This window comes from Arthrobacter sp. U41, assembly GCF_001750145.1.
GTDB lineage: Bacteria > Actinomycetota > Actinomycetes > Actinomycetales > Micrococcaceae > Arthrobacter.
Map to the genome: position 1 here is coordinate 1,876,931 of NZ_CP015732.1, position 15,988 is coordinate 1,892,918.

The 15,988-nt window shown below is 63.8% G+C and carries 13 protein-coding genes and 5 pseudogenes; 12 read left to right on the forward strand and 6 right to left on the reverse strand.

The window, feature by feature from the left end:
• Positions 1-136: 136 nt before the first annotated feature.
• Complete coding sequence (locus tag ASPU41_RS08730) at positions 137-955, reverse strand: pyruvate, water dikinase regulatory protein (protein WP_069952579.1); 819 nt, start codon at positions 953-955, stop codon at positions 137-139.
• Positions 956-1,064: 109 nt separating this feature from the next.
• Here ASPU41_RS08730 and ASPU41_RS08735 point away from each other — a divergent pair, with 109 nt between their 5' ends.
• The 3 genes from ASPU41_RS08735 to ASPU41_RS08745 all read left to right on the forward strand — a co-directional run bounded on the left by ASPU41_RS08735 (position 1,065) and on the right by ASPU41_RS08745 (position 3,290).
• Positions 1,065-1,268, forward strand: coding sequence for a hypothetical protein (locus ASPU41_RS08735; protein WP_069950597.1), 204 nt, complete (start codon positions 1,065-1,067; stop codon positions 1,266-1,268).
• Between the two features lie 747 nt (positions 1,269-2,015).
• Positions 2,016-2,795 carry a type 1 glutamine amidotransferase domain-containing protein gene (locus ASPU41_RS08740; protein ID WP_069950598.1) on the forward strand — a complete coding sequence of 260 codons (780 nt, stop codon included), beginning with the start codon at positions 2,016-2,018 and terminating at the stop codon, positions 2,793-2,795.
• A gap of 234 nt (positions 2,796-3,029) precedes the next feature.
• Complete coding sequence (locus ASPU41_RS08745) at positions 3,030-3,290, forward strand: recombinase family protein (protein WP_442856247.1); 261 nt, start codon at positions 3,030-3,032, stop codon at positions 3,288-3,290.
• Here ASPU41_RS08745 and ASPU41_RS23310 read toward each other — a convergent pair.
• Positions 3,284-3,456, reverse strand: a pseudogene (locus tag ASPU41_RS23310) (phosphomethylpyrimidine synthase ThiC); the annotation flags it as partial. The gene ASPU41_RS08745 and the pseudogene ASPU41_RS23310 sit on opposite strands and share 7 nt — an antisense overlap.
• 218 nt (positions 3,457-3,674) lie before the next feature.
• Between ASPU41_RS23310 and ASPU41_RS08750 the strand changes: the two are divergent.
• The gene (locus ASPU41_RS08750) at positions 3,675-6,245 is read left to right on the forward strand and encodes an AMP-binding protein (RefSeq protein ID WP_083266432.1); all 2,571 of its coding nucleotides are present in this window, start codon (positions 3,675-3,677) and stop codon (positions 6,243-6,245) included.
• A 185-nt stretch (positions 6,246-6,430) separates the two neighbouring features.
• Here ASPU41_RS08750 and ASPU41_RS22620 read toward each other — a convergent pair whose 3' ends face one another.
• The gene (locus tag ASPU41_RS22620; RefSeq protein ID WP_157356969.1) at positions 6,431-6,604 is read right to left on the reverse strand and encodes a hypothetical protein; all 174 of its coding nucleotides are present in this window, start codon (positions 6,602-6,604) and stop codon (positions 6,431-6,433) included.
• Between the two features lie 281 nt (positions 6,605-6,885).
• On the opposite strand from ASPU41_RS22620, the gene ASPU41_RS08755 reads away from it, so the two are divergent.
• Both ASPU41_RS08755 and ASPU41_RS23315 read left to right on the forward strand, forming a co-directional pair.
• Entirely contained in the window at positions 6,886-7,590 is a 705-nt protein-coding gene (locus tag ASPU41_RS08755) for an SRPBCC family protein (RefSeq protein WP_197515802.1), read from the forward strand.
• 896 nt (positions 7,591-8,486) lie between these two features.
• Positions 8,487-9,211: pseudogene (locus ASPU41_RS23315) on the forward strand (IS3-like element ISAar46 family transposase); the annotation flags it as partial.
• A 118-nt stretch (positions 9,212-9,329) separates the two neighbouring features.
• Here ASPU41_RS23315 and ASPU41_RS08765 read toward each other — a convergent pair.
• The 3 genes from ASPU41_RS08765 to ASPU41_RS08775 are packed head-to-tail and all read right to left on the reverse strand — an operon-like array spanning position 9,330 to position 12,471.
• Positions 9,330-10,322 carry a tyrosine-type recombinase/integrase gene (locus ASPU41_RS08765; RefSeq protein WP_069950600.1) on the reverse strand — a complete coding sequence of 331 codons (993 nt, stop codon included), beginning with the start codon at positions 10,320-10,322 and terminating at the stop codon, positions 9,330-9,332.
• Entirely contained in the window at positions 10,319-11,254 is a 936-nt protein-coding gene (locus ASPU41_RS08770; protein ID WP_069950601.1) for a tyrosine-type recombinase/integrase, read from the reverse strand. The genes ASPU41_RS08765 and ASPU41_RS08770 overlap by 4 nt, the downstream gene beginning before the upstream one ends.
• Positions 11,251-12,471, reverse strand: coding sequence for a tyrosine-type recombinase/integrase (locus ASPU41_RS08775; RefSeq protein ID WP_069950602.1), 1,221 nt, complete (start codon positions 12,469-12,471; stop codon positions 11,251-11,253). The genes ASPU41_RS08770 and ASPU41_RS08775 overlap by 4 nt, the downstream gene beginning before the upstream one ends.
• A 165-nt stretch (positions 12,472-12,636) precedes the next feature.
• On the opposite strand from ASPU41_RS08775, the pseudogene ASPU41_RS08780 reads away from it, so the two are divergent.
• From ASPU41_RS08780 to ASPU41_RS08800, 6 genes and pseudogenes are all read left to right on the forward strand, one after another.
• Positions 12,637-13,254: pseudogene (locus tag ASPU41_RS08780) on the forward strand (transposase); the annotation flags it as partial.
• A gap of 128 nt (positions 13,255-13,382) precedes the next feature.
• Complete coding sequence (locus ASPU41_RS08785) at positions 13,383-14,042, forward strand: hypothetical protein (protein WP_069950603.1); 660 nt, start codon at positions 13,383-13,385, stop codon at positions 14,040-14,042.
• A gap of 219 nt (positions 14,043-14,261) precedes the next feature.
• Positions 14,262-14,363: pseudogene (locus tag ASPU41_RS24015) on the forward strand (IS110 family transposase); the annotation flags it as partial.
• 100 nt (positions 14,364-14,463) lie between these two features.
• A pseudogene (locus ASPU41_RS23330) lies at positions 14,464-14,913 on the forward strand (IS110 family transposase).
• A 39-nt stretch (positions 14,914-14,952) separates the two neighbouring features.
• Positions 14,953-15,312: a hypothetical protein gene (locus tag ASPU41_RS23335; protein ID WP_069950604.1), complete on the forward strand. Its 360-nt coding sequence runs from the start codon at positions 14,953-14,955 to the stop codon at positions 15,310-15,312.
• Positions 15,313-15,584: 272 nt separating this feature from the next.
• Complete coding sequence (locus ASPU41_RS08800; RefSeq protein WP_069950605.1) at positions 15,585-15,932, forward strand: cytoplasmic protein; 348 nt, start codon at positions 15,585-15,587, stop codon at positions 15,930-15,932.
• The last annotated feature ends 56 nt before the right edge of the window (positions 15,933-15,988 follow it).

Consider the following 15,988-nt stretch of genomic DNA (forward strand, 5'->3'; position numbering starts at 1 on the left):
TGCAGATGATGGCATGGGGTATCACCGCCCCACGCGGGGCGGTCGCCGGTTGAGGGCGCGATTCCTGTCCACAGTGACATGTCTGCGCCGGTGTTTCCACCTGATGTGGTCCACGCAACACTTGTGAACCTTGCCCCTAATGCTTGAGGTTCATCTTCTGCAGGATCGTGGCCGCCATTTCCTCCACGGAGACGCTGGCCGAATTGAGGTATGGGATCCCGTGAGACACGTACAGCCGCTCGGCGCTGCGCAGCTCGAAGCCGCACTGCCGCAGCGAGGCGTAGGGCGAGCCCCGGCGGCGTTCGGTGCGGACCTGGCTGAGGCGCAAAGGGTTGGTGGTGAGGCCGAAACACTTCGAAACGAACGGCCGCAGCGGCTTGGGGAGTCCTTCGCGTTCAAAGTCCTCGTCCACGAGCGGGAAGTTGGCGGCGAAGATGCCGTGCTGCAGTGCCAGATACATGGTGGTGGGCGTTTTGCCGCAGCGGGACGGGGCCACCAGGATCACCTGGGCCTTTTCGAGCGCACGGAGGCTCTGGCCGTCGTCGTGCTCCATGGCGTATTCGACGGCGGCCATCCGGGACTGGTAACGGGCCGCATTGCCGAGGCCATGCGCCCGCCCCGGTTCCCCGCTGGCCTGCGTGCCCAAGGCACTCTCCAACACTCCGACGTGGGTCCCGATGAGATCCACGATGATCCCCTTGCAGGTGCCCAGCGTCTGGCGGATGTCGCTGCCGACGGCGGTGGAAAAGACGATCGGCTGCAGACCGGCGGCGGCCCGGTTGTCGATCACCTTAACAACGGCCCGCGCCTGGTCGACGGTGGTGATGAAGGGGACCGTGATGCGGTCAAAATCGTTTGCGGGGAACTGCGTCAGCAGGGTGTTGCCGAGCGTTTCTGCGGTGATGCCCGTACTGTCCGAAAGGAAGTAGACCGGGCGGGGAGCGTTATTGGTCATGAACGCATTGTGCACCAGTGCGGGCTCCGCGGTCTTCCGTGACGTGCGCGCCCGCAGGGGCTGGACAGCGAGGAGTAGGCTGTGTCCCACGTCACCAAAGGAGCCCAAAATGAGCTACAAATACCGGACCGTCAGGGTCCGCGGCACGGACCTGGTCGGAACCATTGCCCGCCGGCACGGGGGTGCGCCGGAAATCTACGAAACCTCGAAGGACCCGAGTACTTCCGTCGTTCCCGTGTTTTTTCCGGAAACCGGAGAGATCCGCTTCTTCGACCGGTCGGTGCTTGAAGACGTGGTGAGCCCGGCCGGCTAGGGACCTTTCAGGCGGGCCCAAAGTGCGAAAAGCGGGAACGAATAAACCACAGGAAAAAAGAATGTTCAAGTCAAATTGAATCCTCTTGCCCGCCAAAGCTAAGCCGTTTAGTCTTGCGTTGGGATCTGGCCCGGGCATCTTTCTGGGGAGAGACCATTTCGGTGTTCCGATCGAGCCGGATTCCGCAAAGGCTGGCTCCATGGTCTCAAAACGATGGAGCCAGCTGCAGGAATCCTCGGCCCCGGCCGGAACCTTCCCCTAAACCCTTCGATGGGGAGCTGCCCGCCGTTCCCGCCGCATTCTCATCGGCCGTCACATAACGTTCAGGCGTTACGCCGGGGGGACGCCACTTAGTCGGGACTGCACCACTCCAGGCCGTGCTGAAGACGGTCGCTATTGGGACACCGGGGGTCGCTGCACTTTGCCGGGACTGTTATAAATTGCTTTGCCCGATCACCCAACGACGTGGATTCCACTTTTCGGTTGATGGTCTTGGCACCGCAGTGGTCGCACGTCCACGCATCCGGCATTTTTCCCCCGTTTTTGATTAGAGGCAGCTGCCCCGGATTGAAAGCCTAGGGTCGCCATGCCTGCTAGGGAATGGCTGGCACCCGGTGATTCAAAAAAACTGCAGAACCCTCATGCGGTTGTGAAGATAGTTCCTGAGTTGAAGGAACCCAAATATTTCCGCAGGGAGGGCCCGAATTGGGCTGGCGTAGGGTGGAAGTTAGACGAAAGGAACACTTCATGAAGAAAATCCTCATGGTACTGACCAGCGTTTCCGAGATCGGCGACACGGGAGAGAAGACCGGCTACAACGTGGCCGAGGCTGCACATCCCTGGAAGGTCTTCAAGGATTCCGGGCACTTCGTCGACTTCGCGTCCATCCAGGGCGGCCAGCCCCCGCGCGACGAGGTGGACTCAGAAGATCCCATCCAGGTCGCCTTCACGGAGGACGAGACCACGCGCGCCGGCCTCTACAACACTGCCCGCGTCGACGTCGTTGATCCCGACCAGTACGACGCCGTCTTCCTCGTGGGCGGCCACGGCACCATGTGGGACTTCCCGGACAGCGAAGGCTTGCAGAACCTCCTAGCCAGCGTCTACAACGCCGGCGGCGTTGTCGGCGCGGTCTGCCACGGGCCGGCCGGCCTGCTGAACGTCGAGTTGGCCAACGGCTTTCGCCTCGTCGAGGGCCGGAAGGTGGCCGCCTTCACCAACGACGAAGAGGTTGCCGCAGGGAAGGACAAGGTCATCCCGTTCTTTTTGGCAGACCGGCTTGAGGAACAGGGCGCCACCCACGTCTCCGCTGATGTCTTTGAGGAGAAGGTCGTGGTCGACGAGCGGCTGGTGACCGGCCAGAACCCGGCCTCGGCCGCCGGCGTGGCCAAGGAGATGGAGAAACTCCTGGCAGAGGCCATCCACCACGAAAAAGCCGAGGAGCAGCACGAGGCGGAGGCGCTGCGCGCCGAGAAGGACGCCGAAAAGGACGCCAAGAAGAAGGCTGCCGCAGAGGCCGAGCACTAGCACCAATAACACGAACGAAAACTGGCGGCCACCCCGACGACGGGGCGGCCGTCAGCTGTCGTACGTGCTCCGGCAACCACACTGTGTGCCGGGCCGGACACCGTGAAAGGCCTTGAGTTCGGTTTCGATCTGCTAGGGAGAGGGACCGGACTATTGCCTGGGAGCGCCCGCGTTCGTGCCTGCAGCCTTCTGCAGCGCGGCGCCCTCCTCGCCGCCGGGACCGATCCTGAGGCCATGTACGAAGACAAGGCCTCGGGAAAGGACGACGACCGGCCACCGCTGGTCTCCTGCCTCAAAGCCCTGCGCCACGGCGACACCCTGATCGTCTGGAAACTTGACCGGCTCGGCAGTGACCTCCGCCACCTGGTCAACATCGTCCACGACCTGACCGAACGCGGCATCGGCTTGAAAGTCCTCACCGGCCAGGGCGCGGCCATCGACGCCACCGCCGCATCCGGCAAGCTCGTCTTCGGAATCTTCGCCGCCCTCAGATAGACCTTCCCGCCGGATTCGCGGAACTCGGTGGACTTGGCCTCCATTCCTGCGATGGCTTCCTGTTCGGACATGCCCCCGAACTGGTCGCGGATGTCCTGGGAGAGCCGCTGGAGCAGAACTTCGGTCCGCACATCGAGCAGAAGTGCGCGGTCTTCGCCGGCTCGGCGCTTGGCCAATTCGGCCAGGGTGTCCAGTTCGGCAAACTGGGCGGCGTCGTTGGCGCCCCTTGAGTCCGCCCATAAATAGGTCGAACGCTGCCAGGCAAGGAGGGCCGTCCTCGTCTGGGGGATCCCGCCGACCCTCAACTAGCGGCACCAGATAATTACGCAAAGTTTTTGTAGCTCAATTTTGCTTAGGTGATCCTAATCTAATACCATCGTCCGGGTGACCACGCAGCTTGATTTCTTGCGGGTGCCCTTTGCCGCGGATCTTGCGAGCCACGGGGACAGTCCCGCCATTCTCACCGACAACGTCGCAGTGACCTACCGGGAGCTGGCGGAGCGCGTCGACGATCTTGCCGTCCGGCTCGGCACCGAACGGCGCCTCGTCGCGCTGACGGCAGCCAACAACCTCGAGTCGCTCGTGGCCTATCTGGCGGCACTGGCAGGCGGGCACCCCCTTATCCTCCTGCCCGAGGACAAACCTGCAGCCCTGGAATCCCTTGTTGCTGCCTATGACCCCGATGTGATTGTGCGGTCAGGGAACGGGCGCACTGTCCTCGAGGAACGCCGGCCGGGCACCCGCCACGAGCTGCACCCGGATCTTGCCCTTTTGCTTAGCACGTCCGGGTCCACGGGCTCGCCGAAGCTTGTTCGTCTCTCGCATGCGAACCTGCAATCCAACGCCGAGTCTATTTCCGAGTACCTGAACATCGGCCCGGACGACCGTGCTGCGACGACCCTGCCGATGTCCTATTGTTACGGGCTGTCGGTAATCAACAGCCACCTGCTCCGAGGTGCGGGACTGGTCCTCACCGACCTTTCCGTCGTCGATCCGTGCTTCTGGGAGCTTTTCCGGAACCGCGGTGCGACAGCATTCGCCGCCGTTCCCTACACCTTTGAACTCCTGGAACGGGTGGGGTTCGCGGGTATGGAGTTGCCCAGCCTGCGCTACGTCACCCAGGCCGGAGGCCGGCTCGCACCGGAGATGGTGCGACAGTACGCCGGGCTCGGGCGCCGGCAGGGCTGGGATCTTTTCGTGATGTACGGCCAGACGGAGGCCACGGCCCGGATGGCTTATCTGCCTCCTGAACTCGCGGCCACAGTTCCCGGGGCCATTGGCATCCCCGTCCCCGGAGGCTCACTGCGCATCGACCCTGTTCCCGGCCTGGAGCATGGTGAGCTTGTGTTCACGGGCCCAAACGTCATGCTCGGCTATGCCGAGACGGCCGAGGACCTCGGAAAGGGCCGGAGCATCGATGAGCTCCGCACCGGCGATCTGGCCCGGCAGCACCCCACAGGAGTCTACGAAGTGGTCGGGCGCCGCAGCAGGTTCGTCAAAATCGTCGGCCTGCGCGTTGACCTCGGGCAGGTGGAGCGGATCCTGGCCGACCTCGGCGTGCAGGCAGCCAGCGCCGGGACCGACGACGGCCTCGTCGTCGCGGTCGAGGGCGACCACGACACTCGGCTGCTGGGCAAGGTTCTGTCCCAGGGATTGGGTCTGCCCCGTGCCGCTCTGCAGGTTCACGCCGTCGAACATCTGCCGCGTCTGGCCACGGGTAAACTGGACTATCAGGCTGTCCTGGCGCTGTCCCGGCCCGAACCCGTGCACGCGCCTGCGGACGGGGCCGCCGCCGGCCCCGGCAGCGTCCGAAGGATTTTTGAGGACGCTCTGGAGGTCGCCGACATTGCCGACGGGGACACTTTTGTCTCGCTGGGCGGGGACTCGCTGTCCTACGTGGCAGCATCGGTCAGATTGGAACAAGCCTTAGGCCATCTCCCGCCGGGTTGGCACGTGACGCCTGTCCGGGACCTGGAACCGCGGCCCCGCACTGCTCCGGCCCGGAAGCGGCGGCGGTTCTTTGCGCCGCTCGAAACGAGCATCGTGCTGCGGGCCGTGGGGATCGTCCTGATCGTCAGTACACACGTCGGTTTATTCAGTTGGCAGGGCGCGGCGCACGTGCTCATGGCCGTGGCCGGGTACAACTTCGCCCGCTTCCAGCTCTCGGGGGAGCGTTTCCAGCGCCTGCGGCGGCAGCTGAACAGCCTAGCCAGAATCGTCGTCCCCAGCATGGCGTTTATCGTTGTCGCTTATCTGATCACCGACAACTACACGCCTGCCAATATCCTGCTCCTAAACGCCATAGTTGGGCCGGAGACAGTGACCACACAGTGGCACTTCTGGTTCATCGAAATACTTGTCTACCTGCTCCTGGGAATGACAGCCCTGCTGGCCGTTCCGTGGGCGGACCGCGCCGAGCGGCGTTTCCCCCTGCTCCTTCCACTGGCCCTGACCGGAGCCGGACTGCTCACCCGCTACGAACTGGTGAACCCGGGAGTGCCGCACACGGCGCCGGCCCTCTGGCTCTTCGCGCTGGGCTGGGCCATTGCACGGTCCCGGACGGTAGCCCAACGATGTGTAGTCTCAGCCATTGCGGTACTCACCGTACCCGGGTTCTTCGAAAACGTGACCAGGGAATGCACGCTCCTAGCCGGGATCCTGGTGCTCATCTGGCTGCCCAGCATCCCGGTGCCGAAGGGCCTCCGCCGACTCACCGTGGTGTTAGCCAGTGCCTCCCTCTACGCGTACTTGGTCCACTGGCTGGTCTACCCGCCCCTGGCCGGGATAAGCCCGGCACTGGCCGTTGGGGCCTCGCTCGCTGCAGGGGCAGCGTACTGGGCGCTGTGCATGTGCGTGGTGAACGCAGCCACCCGCCGACTGACCCCGTCTAAGAAATCCCACAAACGAGTTCCCCCCAGCCTTCTCCCGAACCGCTTGACCGGTTCACAGGGCTAGTGCTCAAAGTCATCGTCCCGGAGTGCAAGGAAGCTAATATCTCTCTGTATACAGCACCCTGAAGCGGACGGCACAGACAGTCGTCGATCCGACGAAACTTTCCTACGCCGCGCACCTGCGTGACCAGGGGCTCTCCATCTCGCAGATCGGTAGGCAACCGGCATCACCCGCTCCAGTCTCTACCGTCATCTGCCGCTCCGGCCACCAGCGACGTTGTCGCCGAGAACCGGCAGAACGCCTGAGGGAACGGCCTCGGCGTGGCCTCCGTTTGCCCAGAAGCCGAGCGAGAGATCCAGCAGGATGAAGTTTCCGTCGTCAAGGCCGTTCCTGGCCACCCGGCGCAGAAAGTTGACGTCCATCAATTTCCTCCCGTACCGGGTGTCCTTCCCGGTACCGCGAGCACAGACGATGGCGCAAGCCGGTTCAGCCAACCGGCTTGCCCTGGCTTCGCGCTAATGGTGTTCGTGCTTTCCCTCTGAATCCCGGCGGCGCTGGCCCACCGTGCGTATCTTCTGCCAGGAAGGTGCTGCTTGGGGGGCCAAGATCACGCGCAGCTGTAAGGTCTTCCCTGGAAAAACCGTCCGGGAACGGGGGCTTCCGGCCCATGACAAGTCAACCGCGGGTTGGGAGACTCGGCTAAATGATGCCAGCACGAAACCTGGGCCGACTCTCTGCCCCCGCAGCGCTCACTTGCGTTGTGGGCTGCGGATTCGCATTCCGGCACCTCCAGCTCCGCTGGGGTTCCACCCCTGAGGAGCTGGGCGGCCGGCATCCGGGTGACGACTTCATCACTCATGCGGGCCTGCAGGCAACACGGTCCATCACCATTCATGCTCCGGCTGAAAAGGTGTGGCCCTGGCTGGCGCAGATGGGCCAGCGCCGGGGCGGGCTCTACAGCTACGACTTCCTGGAGAACCTCGCCGGTCTGGACATCCATAGCGCGGACCGGATACACCCTGAGTGGCAGGACATCAAAGTGGGGGACCCGGTTCATCTGGCACCCACGGACTCCTCGAACCTCGAGGTGGGGCTCCTTGAACCGGGAAGGACGCTTGTCCTGCGCATTCCCCCGAGTCCAGCACCCGGCCCCTTCGACTTCACCTGGGCCTTCGTCCTCCAGCCAAAGCCAGACGGAACCACCCGCCTCGTTGTCCGTGAGCGGTACGCCTATCGGCGGTGGTGGGCCCCGTTCCTGGTCGAAACCGTGGAAGTTGCCAGTTTCGTCATGTCCCTGCGGATGCTCCACGGGATCAGGAGCCGGGCCGAGGCAAACATTGAAGGGAACAAGCGCGCCGCCCAAGATGAAGCGGCGGAAGACGAACCCGTGCGCGCGGTAAAGCCCTAGGCAGATCCCTTCTCATCACGTTCCTTCACCCCGAGCAACATCCGGCGCTCCATCAGACTGCTCAGGAACCAGAAGCCCGCTAGCGCTGACCCGACTGGCCGCTGGGGACAACGGTGCAGTGGCGTCCTATCAGCCGGGGTCGGCCGCCTGCCCCGGTTCAAGAACGAGGGACCAGCACCGATGGGTTCCGGGTCCCGGAACGAGGCGTCCTGTCACCGCTTGAGTTGGCTGTCGTCGCCAAACTGATGCACGGGTTTGTTCAACGGCAGGATTCCCGAGGACAAGGGATAAGGGCCGGTGCCAGGCAAATGCCGCTGGGCGCACCGCGGGGTCAATTTCTTCTCCGGTGCGCATCAGGGGTATCCCACAGCCCGGACAACCACCCCCACGGCCGGCCCGACTGCCGAAGCAGGACCGGAACCGCGACCCCGCTGGACGAACCACAAACTCCCCAGCAGCCCGCCGAATTCGTTGCCCTGCCCGGGGCCGCCGGCGAACTGCCCAGCCGCTACCGCGAACCATATTCCGTCTTCGCAGACTGACCCACCCCTTAGCCCAGGGCTCGCACCCATAAGGGCGTCCGCTGGCGCGTTGATTTCAACCGTTTCTACAATGCTGGTGATAGATTCCCGGTTCTGGTGGCTAACTTTCCCCGATGCTCTGGTTCCTTGCCGCCGGCACGGCCCTATCCATAAACCCCCGCAACAGACGGGCCTAATGGCTCTGGCCCTTCCTCGGGTGAGGGGCCAAGCTAAACCTCAGGCGGCCTCCCTACGTGTCAGGCTGGAACGGTGCCACTGGGTCATAGCAAGTCCGCTTAATCGCGTGGGGCGAGAACCAGGAATCCAGTAATCATGTCCAGTCCAGTTTTGAGTGCCGTAGGCCAAGATGGTCCTATGAACAGTCCCGGACCGCGTTCCGGTGGACCGACCCCTCGACGGTCGTTCACCCCAGTGCAGAAGCTTGAATATTTGGCCTCGTACGAGGCGGCGTGCCAAGGCAACGAAGGCGGCGCGTTCCTGCGCCGCGAAGGCCTGTATTCATCCCAGATGACTGAATGGCGCCGGCTCCGTGACGCTGGCGTTTTGGCGGGCAAGAAGCCCGGGGAAACAATCGGGAAACTGTCGGCGGACCAGGCTGAGATCGCGCGGTTGCGCCGCCAGCTGGGGGTGAGTGAGAGCCGGTTGAAACGATCCGAGGCAGCCCTGGGAATCATGGAGAAACTCTCGGCGTTCTTAGAGAACGCCATTCAGGAATCACCGGACGAGCCGAAGTCCAAGAAGAACTGATGGCCGCCTACCACGGCCTGCGCCAACAACAGGTCCCCACCCGGCGGGCGGCCTCCCTGACCGGCGTCTCACGCACCACGGTTTACCGCAAGATCTCACCGCCCCGGGAGGCGGCGGCGGTGACGCCACCGAACAAGCTCAGCCCTGCCGAGCGGGCTGCGGTGTTGGCGGTGTTGAACGCCCCCGAGTTCGTGGACCTGGCCCCGATGCAGGTCTATGCGAAGCTCCTGGATGCGGGCGTCTATCTGGGCTCATTGTCAACGTTCTACCGGGTGTTGGAGGAGAACAAACAGGTCAAGGAACGCCGCCGCCTGGCCAAGCACCCTCCCCGAACTCGTGGCCACCGCCCCGGGCCAGGTGCTGACGTGTTATGCCGACGTTGTGATTATGCCGATGTTGGTCTGCGATCCCAGGTTCCAGGCGGTGGACGGGGTGAAAAGGTCGGCATAATCACAGCATCGCGAGGAAGGCCAGGACGGTGTCGGGGGGCTGGTAGCGCACCGTAGCCGCGATGCCGGGTGGGGTGACTTTCGCGATCGCTTCCTCCTTCACGGTCATGTCGGCGTGGAGGTAGATGTTTGTCGTGAAGATCTGTTCGTGGCCGAGCCAGAGAGCGATGACGGTGGTATCGACGCCGGCGTGCAGCAGCCGCATCGCGGCGGTGTGGCGCAGCGTATGCATGGTCACGTGTTTTCCGACCAGCGAGGGGCAGGACGTTGCAGCCGTGGTGATGGTGTGGTGGATGCGGTGCTCGATCGCGTCACGGCTGAGACGTCGGCCAGTGCTGGTGGTGAACAGCGCGGCATCGGCGGGGCCACTGTGTTCGACGATCCATTCATTCATGACGGTGACGGTGGCTGGCAGCAGCGGTGTGCGGCGTTCTTTGCGGCCCTTGCCGAGGCAGTGGACGTGCGCGCCGACACCGGTGTGGACGTCTGCGATGGTGAGCCCGATGATCTCGCTGATGCGCAGTCCGGTCTGGATCGCCAGGGTGAACATTGCATGGTCGCGGCGGCCGGTGCGGGTGTCTTGGTCGCAGGCGCGCAGCAGTGCATCGGCTTCGCTGGGGTCAAGCCAGGTGACGATGTTGCGGTGCATTCTCGCGGTCGGGATCGCCAGGACGCGTTGGATCACTTCGGCATGCTCGTGGTGGCGCAATGCGGCGTAACCGAACAAGGAGTGAATCGCGGCTAGGCGGGCGTTGCGGGTGCGGAGGCTGTTGCCCCGAACTTCCTCCAGATAGTGGAGGAACCCGGTGATGGTGTCGGCATCAAGATCGCTGATTTCCACCAGTGAGGGCGTCTTGTCTTTCAGATCGCAGACGTAGCCGAGAAGCAACGTGAACGTATCGCGGTAGGCCGCGATTGTGTTGCCGCTGGCCTGGCGCTGGGTGACCAGCCGGTCGGTGAAGAACGCTTGCAGCAGCGGGGCGAGACTGCTCATGATTCTGCCTGTTCCCGGGTGTTCGCGGCATCAAGGCGGGCGGCAGCGTGAGCGAGCAGTTCGGGAACGGCGCTCAGATACCAGTAGGTATTCGCCGGATCGGAATGGCCCAGATAGATCGACAGGGCGGGCATCTTCGCGGCAACATCGGCCCCGTCGCGATACCAGCCCAGCAGCGTGTTCACCGCGAACGTATGCCGCAGGTCGTGCATCCGTGGCTGCCGCGCCGCAGTGCGTAGTCCTGCGGCAGTAGAAGCGTGCACCCAGTTATCGCGAACAGTTGCGTATTTCAACCGTTCGCCGTCTGCGTCGGTGAAGAACGCTGGCCTGCGACCGTGGTGCTGGTCATCGCGCCAGTGAGCATAGCGTTCGAGTGCGGCAGTGGCGGTCGGGTGGAGCGGAACCAGCCGTGGGTCGCGCCCCTTTCCCCGACTGATCAGCAGCACTCCGGCATCCAAATCGGCGCTGTCCCTGTCCAGTGCGAGGGCCTCCCCGACCCGTAGTCCTGTGGCCGCCAGCAGCGCGAACAACACCGGGTAAGTCTGCGCCCGACTCCTGCCCTCCAGGGTGGCGGCTGCGCGGATCACCGCCGTGATTTCAGCGGAACAATATATGTAGGGACCCTGACGATGCACGGGGCCGGCGAAGATCCCGCGGGGCGGAACCTCGTGGATCGGGTTCAGGGCGTGCATGTAGTCGGCGAACCCACGGACGGCGGTCATCCGACTCGACGCCCGGGTCCTCGGCGCGGCCGTCACCCCGGCCGGCGGGAGACTGCACCAAGTGATTGCCTCGGTGACGGTGATAACCTCGATGCCCGCGGCCGTGAGGTGTGTGGCGAACTGGTGCAGCAGGTGTTCAGGCCAGGTAAGGCGGGCGCCGAGCTGGCGGCGCAGGCGCAGATAATCGGTGACTTTCTCGTTCCAGGTCATGACAGTTCACCCCCGGCCGGCCAGGGCCGGGCCAGCTCTCGTAACCGGATCACGTCCACCCGGGCGTAGTTCGCCGTCGTCGCGGGATCCTCGTGGCGGAGTACTTGCCCGATCGCGGCCAACGGCACTTCGGCGGCAACCATCGCCTCGGCCAAACTGTGGCGCAGCTGGTGGGGCCCGAATGTCTCCAAATCCGCGCGGGTGCAGGCACGGGTCACGATCGCCCAAACCCCCGGAGAGCTTAGCCGTCGTCGCGGAGCACGGATGGTGCAGAACACTTCCCGCAAGTCCGCATCGGCCGGACGGGCATGCATCAGATAGTCCACCACCGCGGCGCCGACCTCGGCTGGCAGCGGAAGGCACTCGAGTTTGGCGCCCTTGCCGCGGATGAGGACCTCGCCGTGGCGCCAGTGAATGTCTTCCAGCTGCATTCCGGCCACTTCCCCGGCGCGGAGGCCGAGCCGGGCTAGCAGGAGGATTACCGCATATTCGCGCCGCCCCGCAGCTGTGGTCCGGTCACAGCCCTGCAGGAGGGTGTCGATCTGTTCCGCGCTGGCGCCCAGCGGAAGAAGGGAGGGCAACGGTTCCCGAATCACCAGCGTCGCTCCGGTCAGATCACGGTCGAGCTCGCCGGTGATGAAACAGAACCGCAGAAAGGCCCGCAGCGCATAGCCGAACTTTTTCACCGACGCAGGTGCCCGCCCCACTCCCTCCTCCAGCAACGCGCGCGTGACGTCGGCACCGCTCAACCCGGCGAACCCCTCGGACGGACAATGTGTCTTCAGGAACCGCCGGACCCGCACCACATAAGCTGACGTGGTGCGCGCCCCGATACGACGCTCCGTCAGAAGGTAGCGCTCGAACCGGACCAGCACCGCCGGATCCTCCGGCGGCCGGGGTGGAGACGCTGCCTCCGCGGTGATCATCCCTGACTCAGCCAGCCAGCCCAGCAACGGGCGCAGCGCCTTGCGGGTGAACAACGCGGTATGTGTCGCTTTGCGTTCGGCGAGGAATGCATCGACCTGCACCACCGTCAGATCGCCAAGGCGCATGCTTCCCGCCTCGAGCCACCGGCTCAGATGTGCCAGCAGATGGAACTGATTCACAATCGATGCCGGGGTGAATCCCAGCCGCAATAGTTCGGCCTTGAATCCCTCGGCGTGTTTCTGCAGCGGACCGTGGATCTGGACCCGGTCCGCTCGTGTTGTCGCTGTCATCGTGTGCTCCTTGTCTGCCCAATAGTTGAGAAGACAAGCCGATCACCACAGCGTGATTATGCCGACCTTTTCACCCCGTCCACCGCCTGGAACCTGGGATCGCAGACCAACATCGGCATAATCACAACGTCGGCATAACAGGTGTTATGCCGACGTCGGCATAACACGTGGGACATTACGAAGCTGGCCGGGACCGTGAAGGGCAGATACTACGACTGCTACATGATGGTCGACATCCACTCCCGCTTCATTGTCGGCGCGCACGTGCACGCCAGCGAATCCGCGGTTCTAGCGGTGGAGATGATGAAGGAAATCTTCGGTATCCACGGCATCCCGCAGGTGGTCCACGCGGATCGGGGGACCTCGATGACGTCCAAGACTGTGGCCGCGCTGCTCTCGGACTTGGAGGTCACCCGGTCACATTCCCGGCCCCGGGTGAGCAACGATAATCCGTACTCAGAAAGCCTCTTCAAGACCATGAAATACGGGCCCATGTTTCCCGAACGCTTCGCTTCACTTGGCGATGCCAGGGCCTTTATCAGCGAGTTTGTGGACTGGTACAACCATCACCACCAGCATTCCGGGATCGGCTTCCACACGCCCGCGAACGTCCACTACAGGCTCGCCGCCGGCGTCGCCAAGGAACGCTCCGCAACCCTCGCAGCAGCACGGGCGAAACATCCCAACCGCTTCACCAAAACCACCGACCCCAAAATCCTGGCCCTGCCCGGGCCCGCATGGATCAACCAACCCAAGGAAAACACCGAACAGTCAGCCGCCTAACTCCCGTTGGTACCGTTCAGCTTGAAAAATTCCGCCTTGGCGCACAGCCGGCGCTGCTGAACGGGCGCCCCCAAGAGCCTGCCGGGAAACCCCTGGGATGGCATTCACGGTATGGAGAGGGCTCTACCATGGAAGATCCCGGGCATTTAGCTCAATTGCCTCCAAGGATCCTCCGGACTGTCGGGGCAATACTGGCCGCGGTGGCTGCCTACCATCGCTTCCTTCGCCCGCTCCACCTCCACTGGGGAACCAGCAGAGAGGAGGGTGAACGTTCAATGCCCGGTGACGAGCTCGTGAACGGCCCGTACATAACGACAACCAGGGCCGTGTCCATCAAGGCGGGCCCAGGCAGCATCTGGCCCTGGCTTGTGCAAATGGGCGACCGGCGCGGGGGCCTGTACAGCTACGACTTCCTAGACCGGGCCTTCGGTATCCTGAGCGGCCCAAGCGCCGACAGGATACTTCCCGAGTTCCAACGGCTTGCCGCAGGTGACGTGATCCCCTTGGGCAAAGGCCCGAACTGGCCGGTTGTGGTCCTTGACTCCGAACGAGCCATGGTGCTGGAACCGCTCTCCGGCCGCGTCAGCTGGTGTTTCGCGCTATACCCGAACGGAGACAGTACACGTTTGGTGAGCCGGGTGCGGATCCGGATCTACACCAGGACCGTCCTCTGGTTTCTGGCGCCGTTGATCGATACGTGCTGGTTCATCATGGAGCGAAGGATGCTAAAGGGAATCCGGCAACGTGCCGAGAAACTGCCGCCCGTTGCAGTTCCTCTGGCGACTTGACCATGCCCGGAGCCCATTCCTCCCGGGGGGAAATCGAACTGCCCGAGCGTGCTACTGGAAAGGTTTAGCTCCTTTCGCTGCTGCCTGCTTCCGTACTGAGACCCGAGGGCCGTTAGATCACCCGCCCACAGTGAGGTCCGCCCACATCTTCTTGGGCGATGGTGAACTTCTTGGCAGGCAATGTCTTGGGGCGGGCCGGCGCAGCCCGACTGCCGGAGCATGGGTATCGACGCCGGCAAAGCCCATCACCACTGTGTTGTGATCGACGCCGACGGAAACCGGCTGCTTTCACAGAAAATCCCCAACGACGAACCAGCCCTGCTCGGGCTAATCGCCAACTTACTCAAACTCGGGGACGGGGACGTGGTCCTCTGGGCAGGCCACAGACCTGAATCACGGGGGCCCGGCGCTGCTGATCGCGATGCTCGTCGCCCACGGCCAAAACGTCCTCTACATCCCGGGCCGGATTGTCCACCATGCCTCCCGCCTCTACGGCGGCGAGGGCAAAACCGACGCGAAAGACGCTGCCGTGATCGCCGACTAGGCCCGAATGCGCAAAGACCTCCAGCTACTGCGGCCAGGGGACGAGATCAGCACCGGCCTGCGGATCCTCACCGCACGGAGAGCCGATAAAGCCCCGGACCGGGTCCGGGCGATCAAACGACTGCAGGCCCAGCTGCTCGAATACTTCCCCGCGCTGGAGCGGGCCTTCGACTACAGCCGCTCCAAAGCCGCTCTGCTGCTGCTGACCAAACACCGGAGCCCGGACGGGATCCGCCGGACTGGCCAGACCAGGCTCCATGCCTGGCTGAAGAAACACGGCACCCGCTCGTCCGCCGCCGTCGCCAAGGCCGCCGTCGATGCCGCGTAATCCCAGCACACCACCGTCCCCGCCCAACACCTCGGGGAGATGATCGTCGCCGCCCTCGCACAGGAAATCATCACCCTCGACCAGGAACTCGCCGAGCTCGCTGCACTGGTCAGCGAGAAGGTCACCGAATACCGAGACGCCCAGACCCTGCTCAGCATGCCGGGCTTCGGACCCGTCCTGGCCGCGGAGTTTCTGGACGCCACCGGCGGCGACCTCACCGTCTTCGGACTGCTGACCGGTTTGCAGGGGTCGCCGGACTGGCCCCGGTGCCCCGGGACACCGGCAACCACCACCGCCCCCGGCGCTACGACAGGCGCCTGCTGCGCGCCTGATCCGCCTCGGGCAGCAAACCTCATTGGGGATCATCGGCGCTCGTACGTGCCCGCTCCACTGGCTTAGCCGTCCTGCGGACGGCACCGCACCGGATGCCCTGTGTCGGCGCTGCGCTTATTTCCTCCCACAATCCATCCGCTGCTTGCCCTTCGGGCTGCCCCCGGCTCCGTCGGCCACAGCTACGCGAAGCTCCGCCAACAGGACAACGGGGTGCCCCTATGTTTTTTGTCAAGCAGACTGTAGCGAGGGCCCTCTACCCCTCAGCGTCCGCGCCCCCAGCGCTATCAGGGCTTAGAATCCTCTGGTCCTGCTGCCATGTATAGGCGTATATTCCGTCCATGGCGGAGGATCCTGTTGAGACGAACCCGATGAATTACCGGGTGGCTTTTGAAAATGAACGCGTCCGCGTGCTTGAGTACACCGACTCACCCGGGCATACGACCACAGAGCATAGTCACCCCGACAGCGTGATGGTTACAGTCAGTGCTTTCCGTCGCCGCATTTCTTCCAACGGAAAGTCCGTGGATGTGGAGCTACCCGCCGGAGTCGCCCGGTGGTTGCCGGCCCAGCACCATTCCGGAGAAAACATTGGGGAAACAGACACGCATACGTTCTTTGTGGAGCTCAAGGAGACCCCGTTGCCCACGGACGATGAGGCGGAGCATCTGGGACCAAGCGAGTCCTAGGAGTTCCCCGCGCGCCCAATTGGTTCCGTGATTTCGTTCACTCCCGCTATCCCTTT

Excerpts from the sequence above, each read along its gene's own strand:
- ASPU41_RS08730 (WP_069952579.1), bottom strand. The coding sequence starts at position 955 with ATGACCAATAACGCTCCCCGCCCGGTCTACTTCCTTTCGGACAGTACG.
- ASPU41_RS08735 (WP_069950597.1), top strand. The coding sequence starts at position 1,065 with ATGAGCTACAAATACCGGACCGTCAGGGTCCGCGGCACGGACCTGGTC.
- ASPU41_RS08740 (WP_069950598.1), top strand. The coding sequence starts at position 2,016 with ATGAAGAAAATCCTCATGGTACTGACCAGCGTTTCCGAGATCGGCGAC.
- ASPU41_RS08745 (WP_442856247.1), top strand. The coding sequence starts at position 3,030 with ATGTACGAAGACAAGGCCTCGGGAAAGGACGACGACCGGCCACCGCTG.
- ASPU41_RS22620 (WP_157356969.1), bottom strand. The coding sequence starts at position 6,604 with ATGGACGTCAACTTTCTGCGCCGGGTGGCCAGGAACGGCCTTGACGAC.
- ASPU41_RS08755 (WP_197515802.1), top strand. The coding sequence starts at position 6,886 with ATGATGCCAGCACGAAACCTGGGCCGACTCTCTGCCCCCGCAGCGCTC.
- ASPU41_RS08765 (WP_069950600.1), bottom strand. The coding sequence starts at position 10,322 with ATGAGCAGTCTCGCCCCGCTGCTGCAAGCGTTCTTCACCGACCGGCTG.
- ASPU41_RS08770 (WP_069950601.1), bottom strand. The coding sequence starts at position 11,254 with ATGACCTGGAACGAGAAAGTCACCGATTATCTGCGCCTGCGCCGCCAG.
- ASPU41_RS08775 (WP_069950602.1), bottom strand. The coding sequence starts at position 12,471 with ATGACAGCGACAACACGAGCGGACCGGGTCCAGATCCACGGTCCGCTG.
- ASPU41_RS08785 (WP_069950603.1), top strand. The coding sequence starts at position 13,383 with ATGGAAGATCCCGGGCATTTAGCTCAATTGCCTCCAAGGATCCTCCGG.
- ASPU41_RS23335 (WP_069950604.1), top strand. The coding sequence starts at position 14,953 with ATGATCGTCGCCGCCCTCGCACAGGAAATCATCACCCTCGACCAGGAA.
- ASPU41_RS08800 (WP_069950605.1), top strand. The coding sequence starts at position 15,585 with ATGGCGGAGGATCCTGTTGAGACGAACCCGATGAATTACCGGGTGGCT.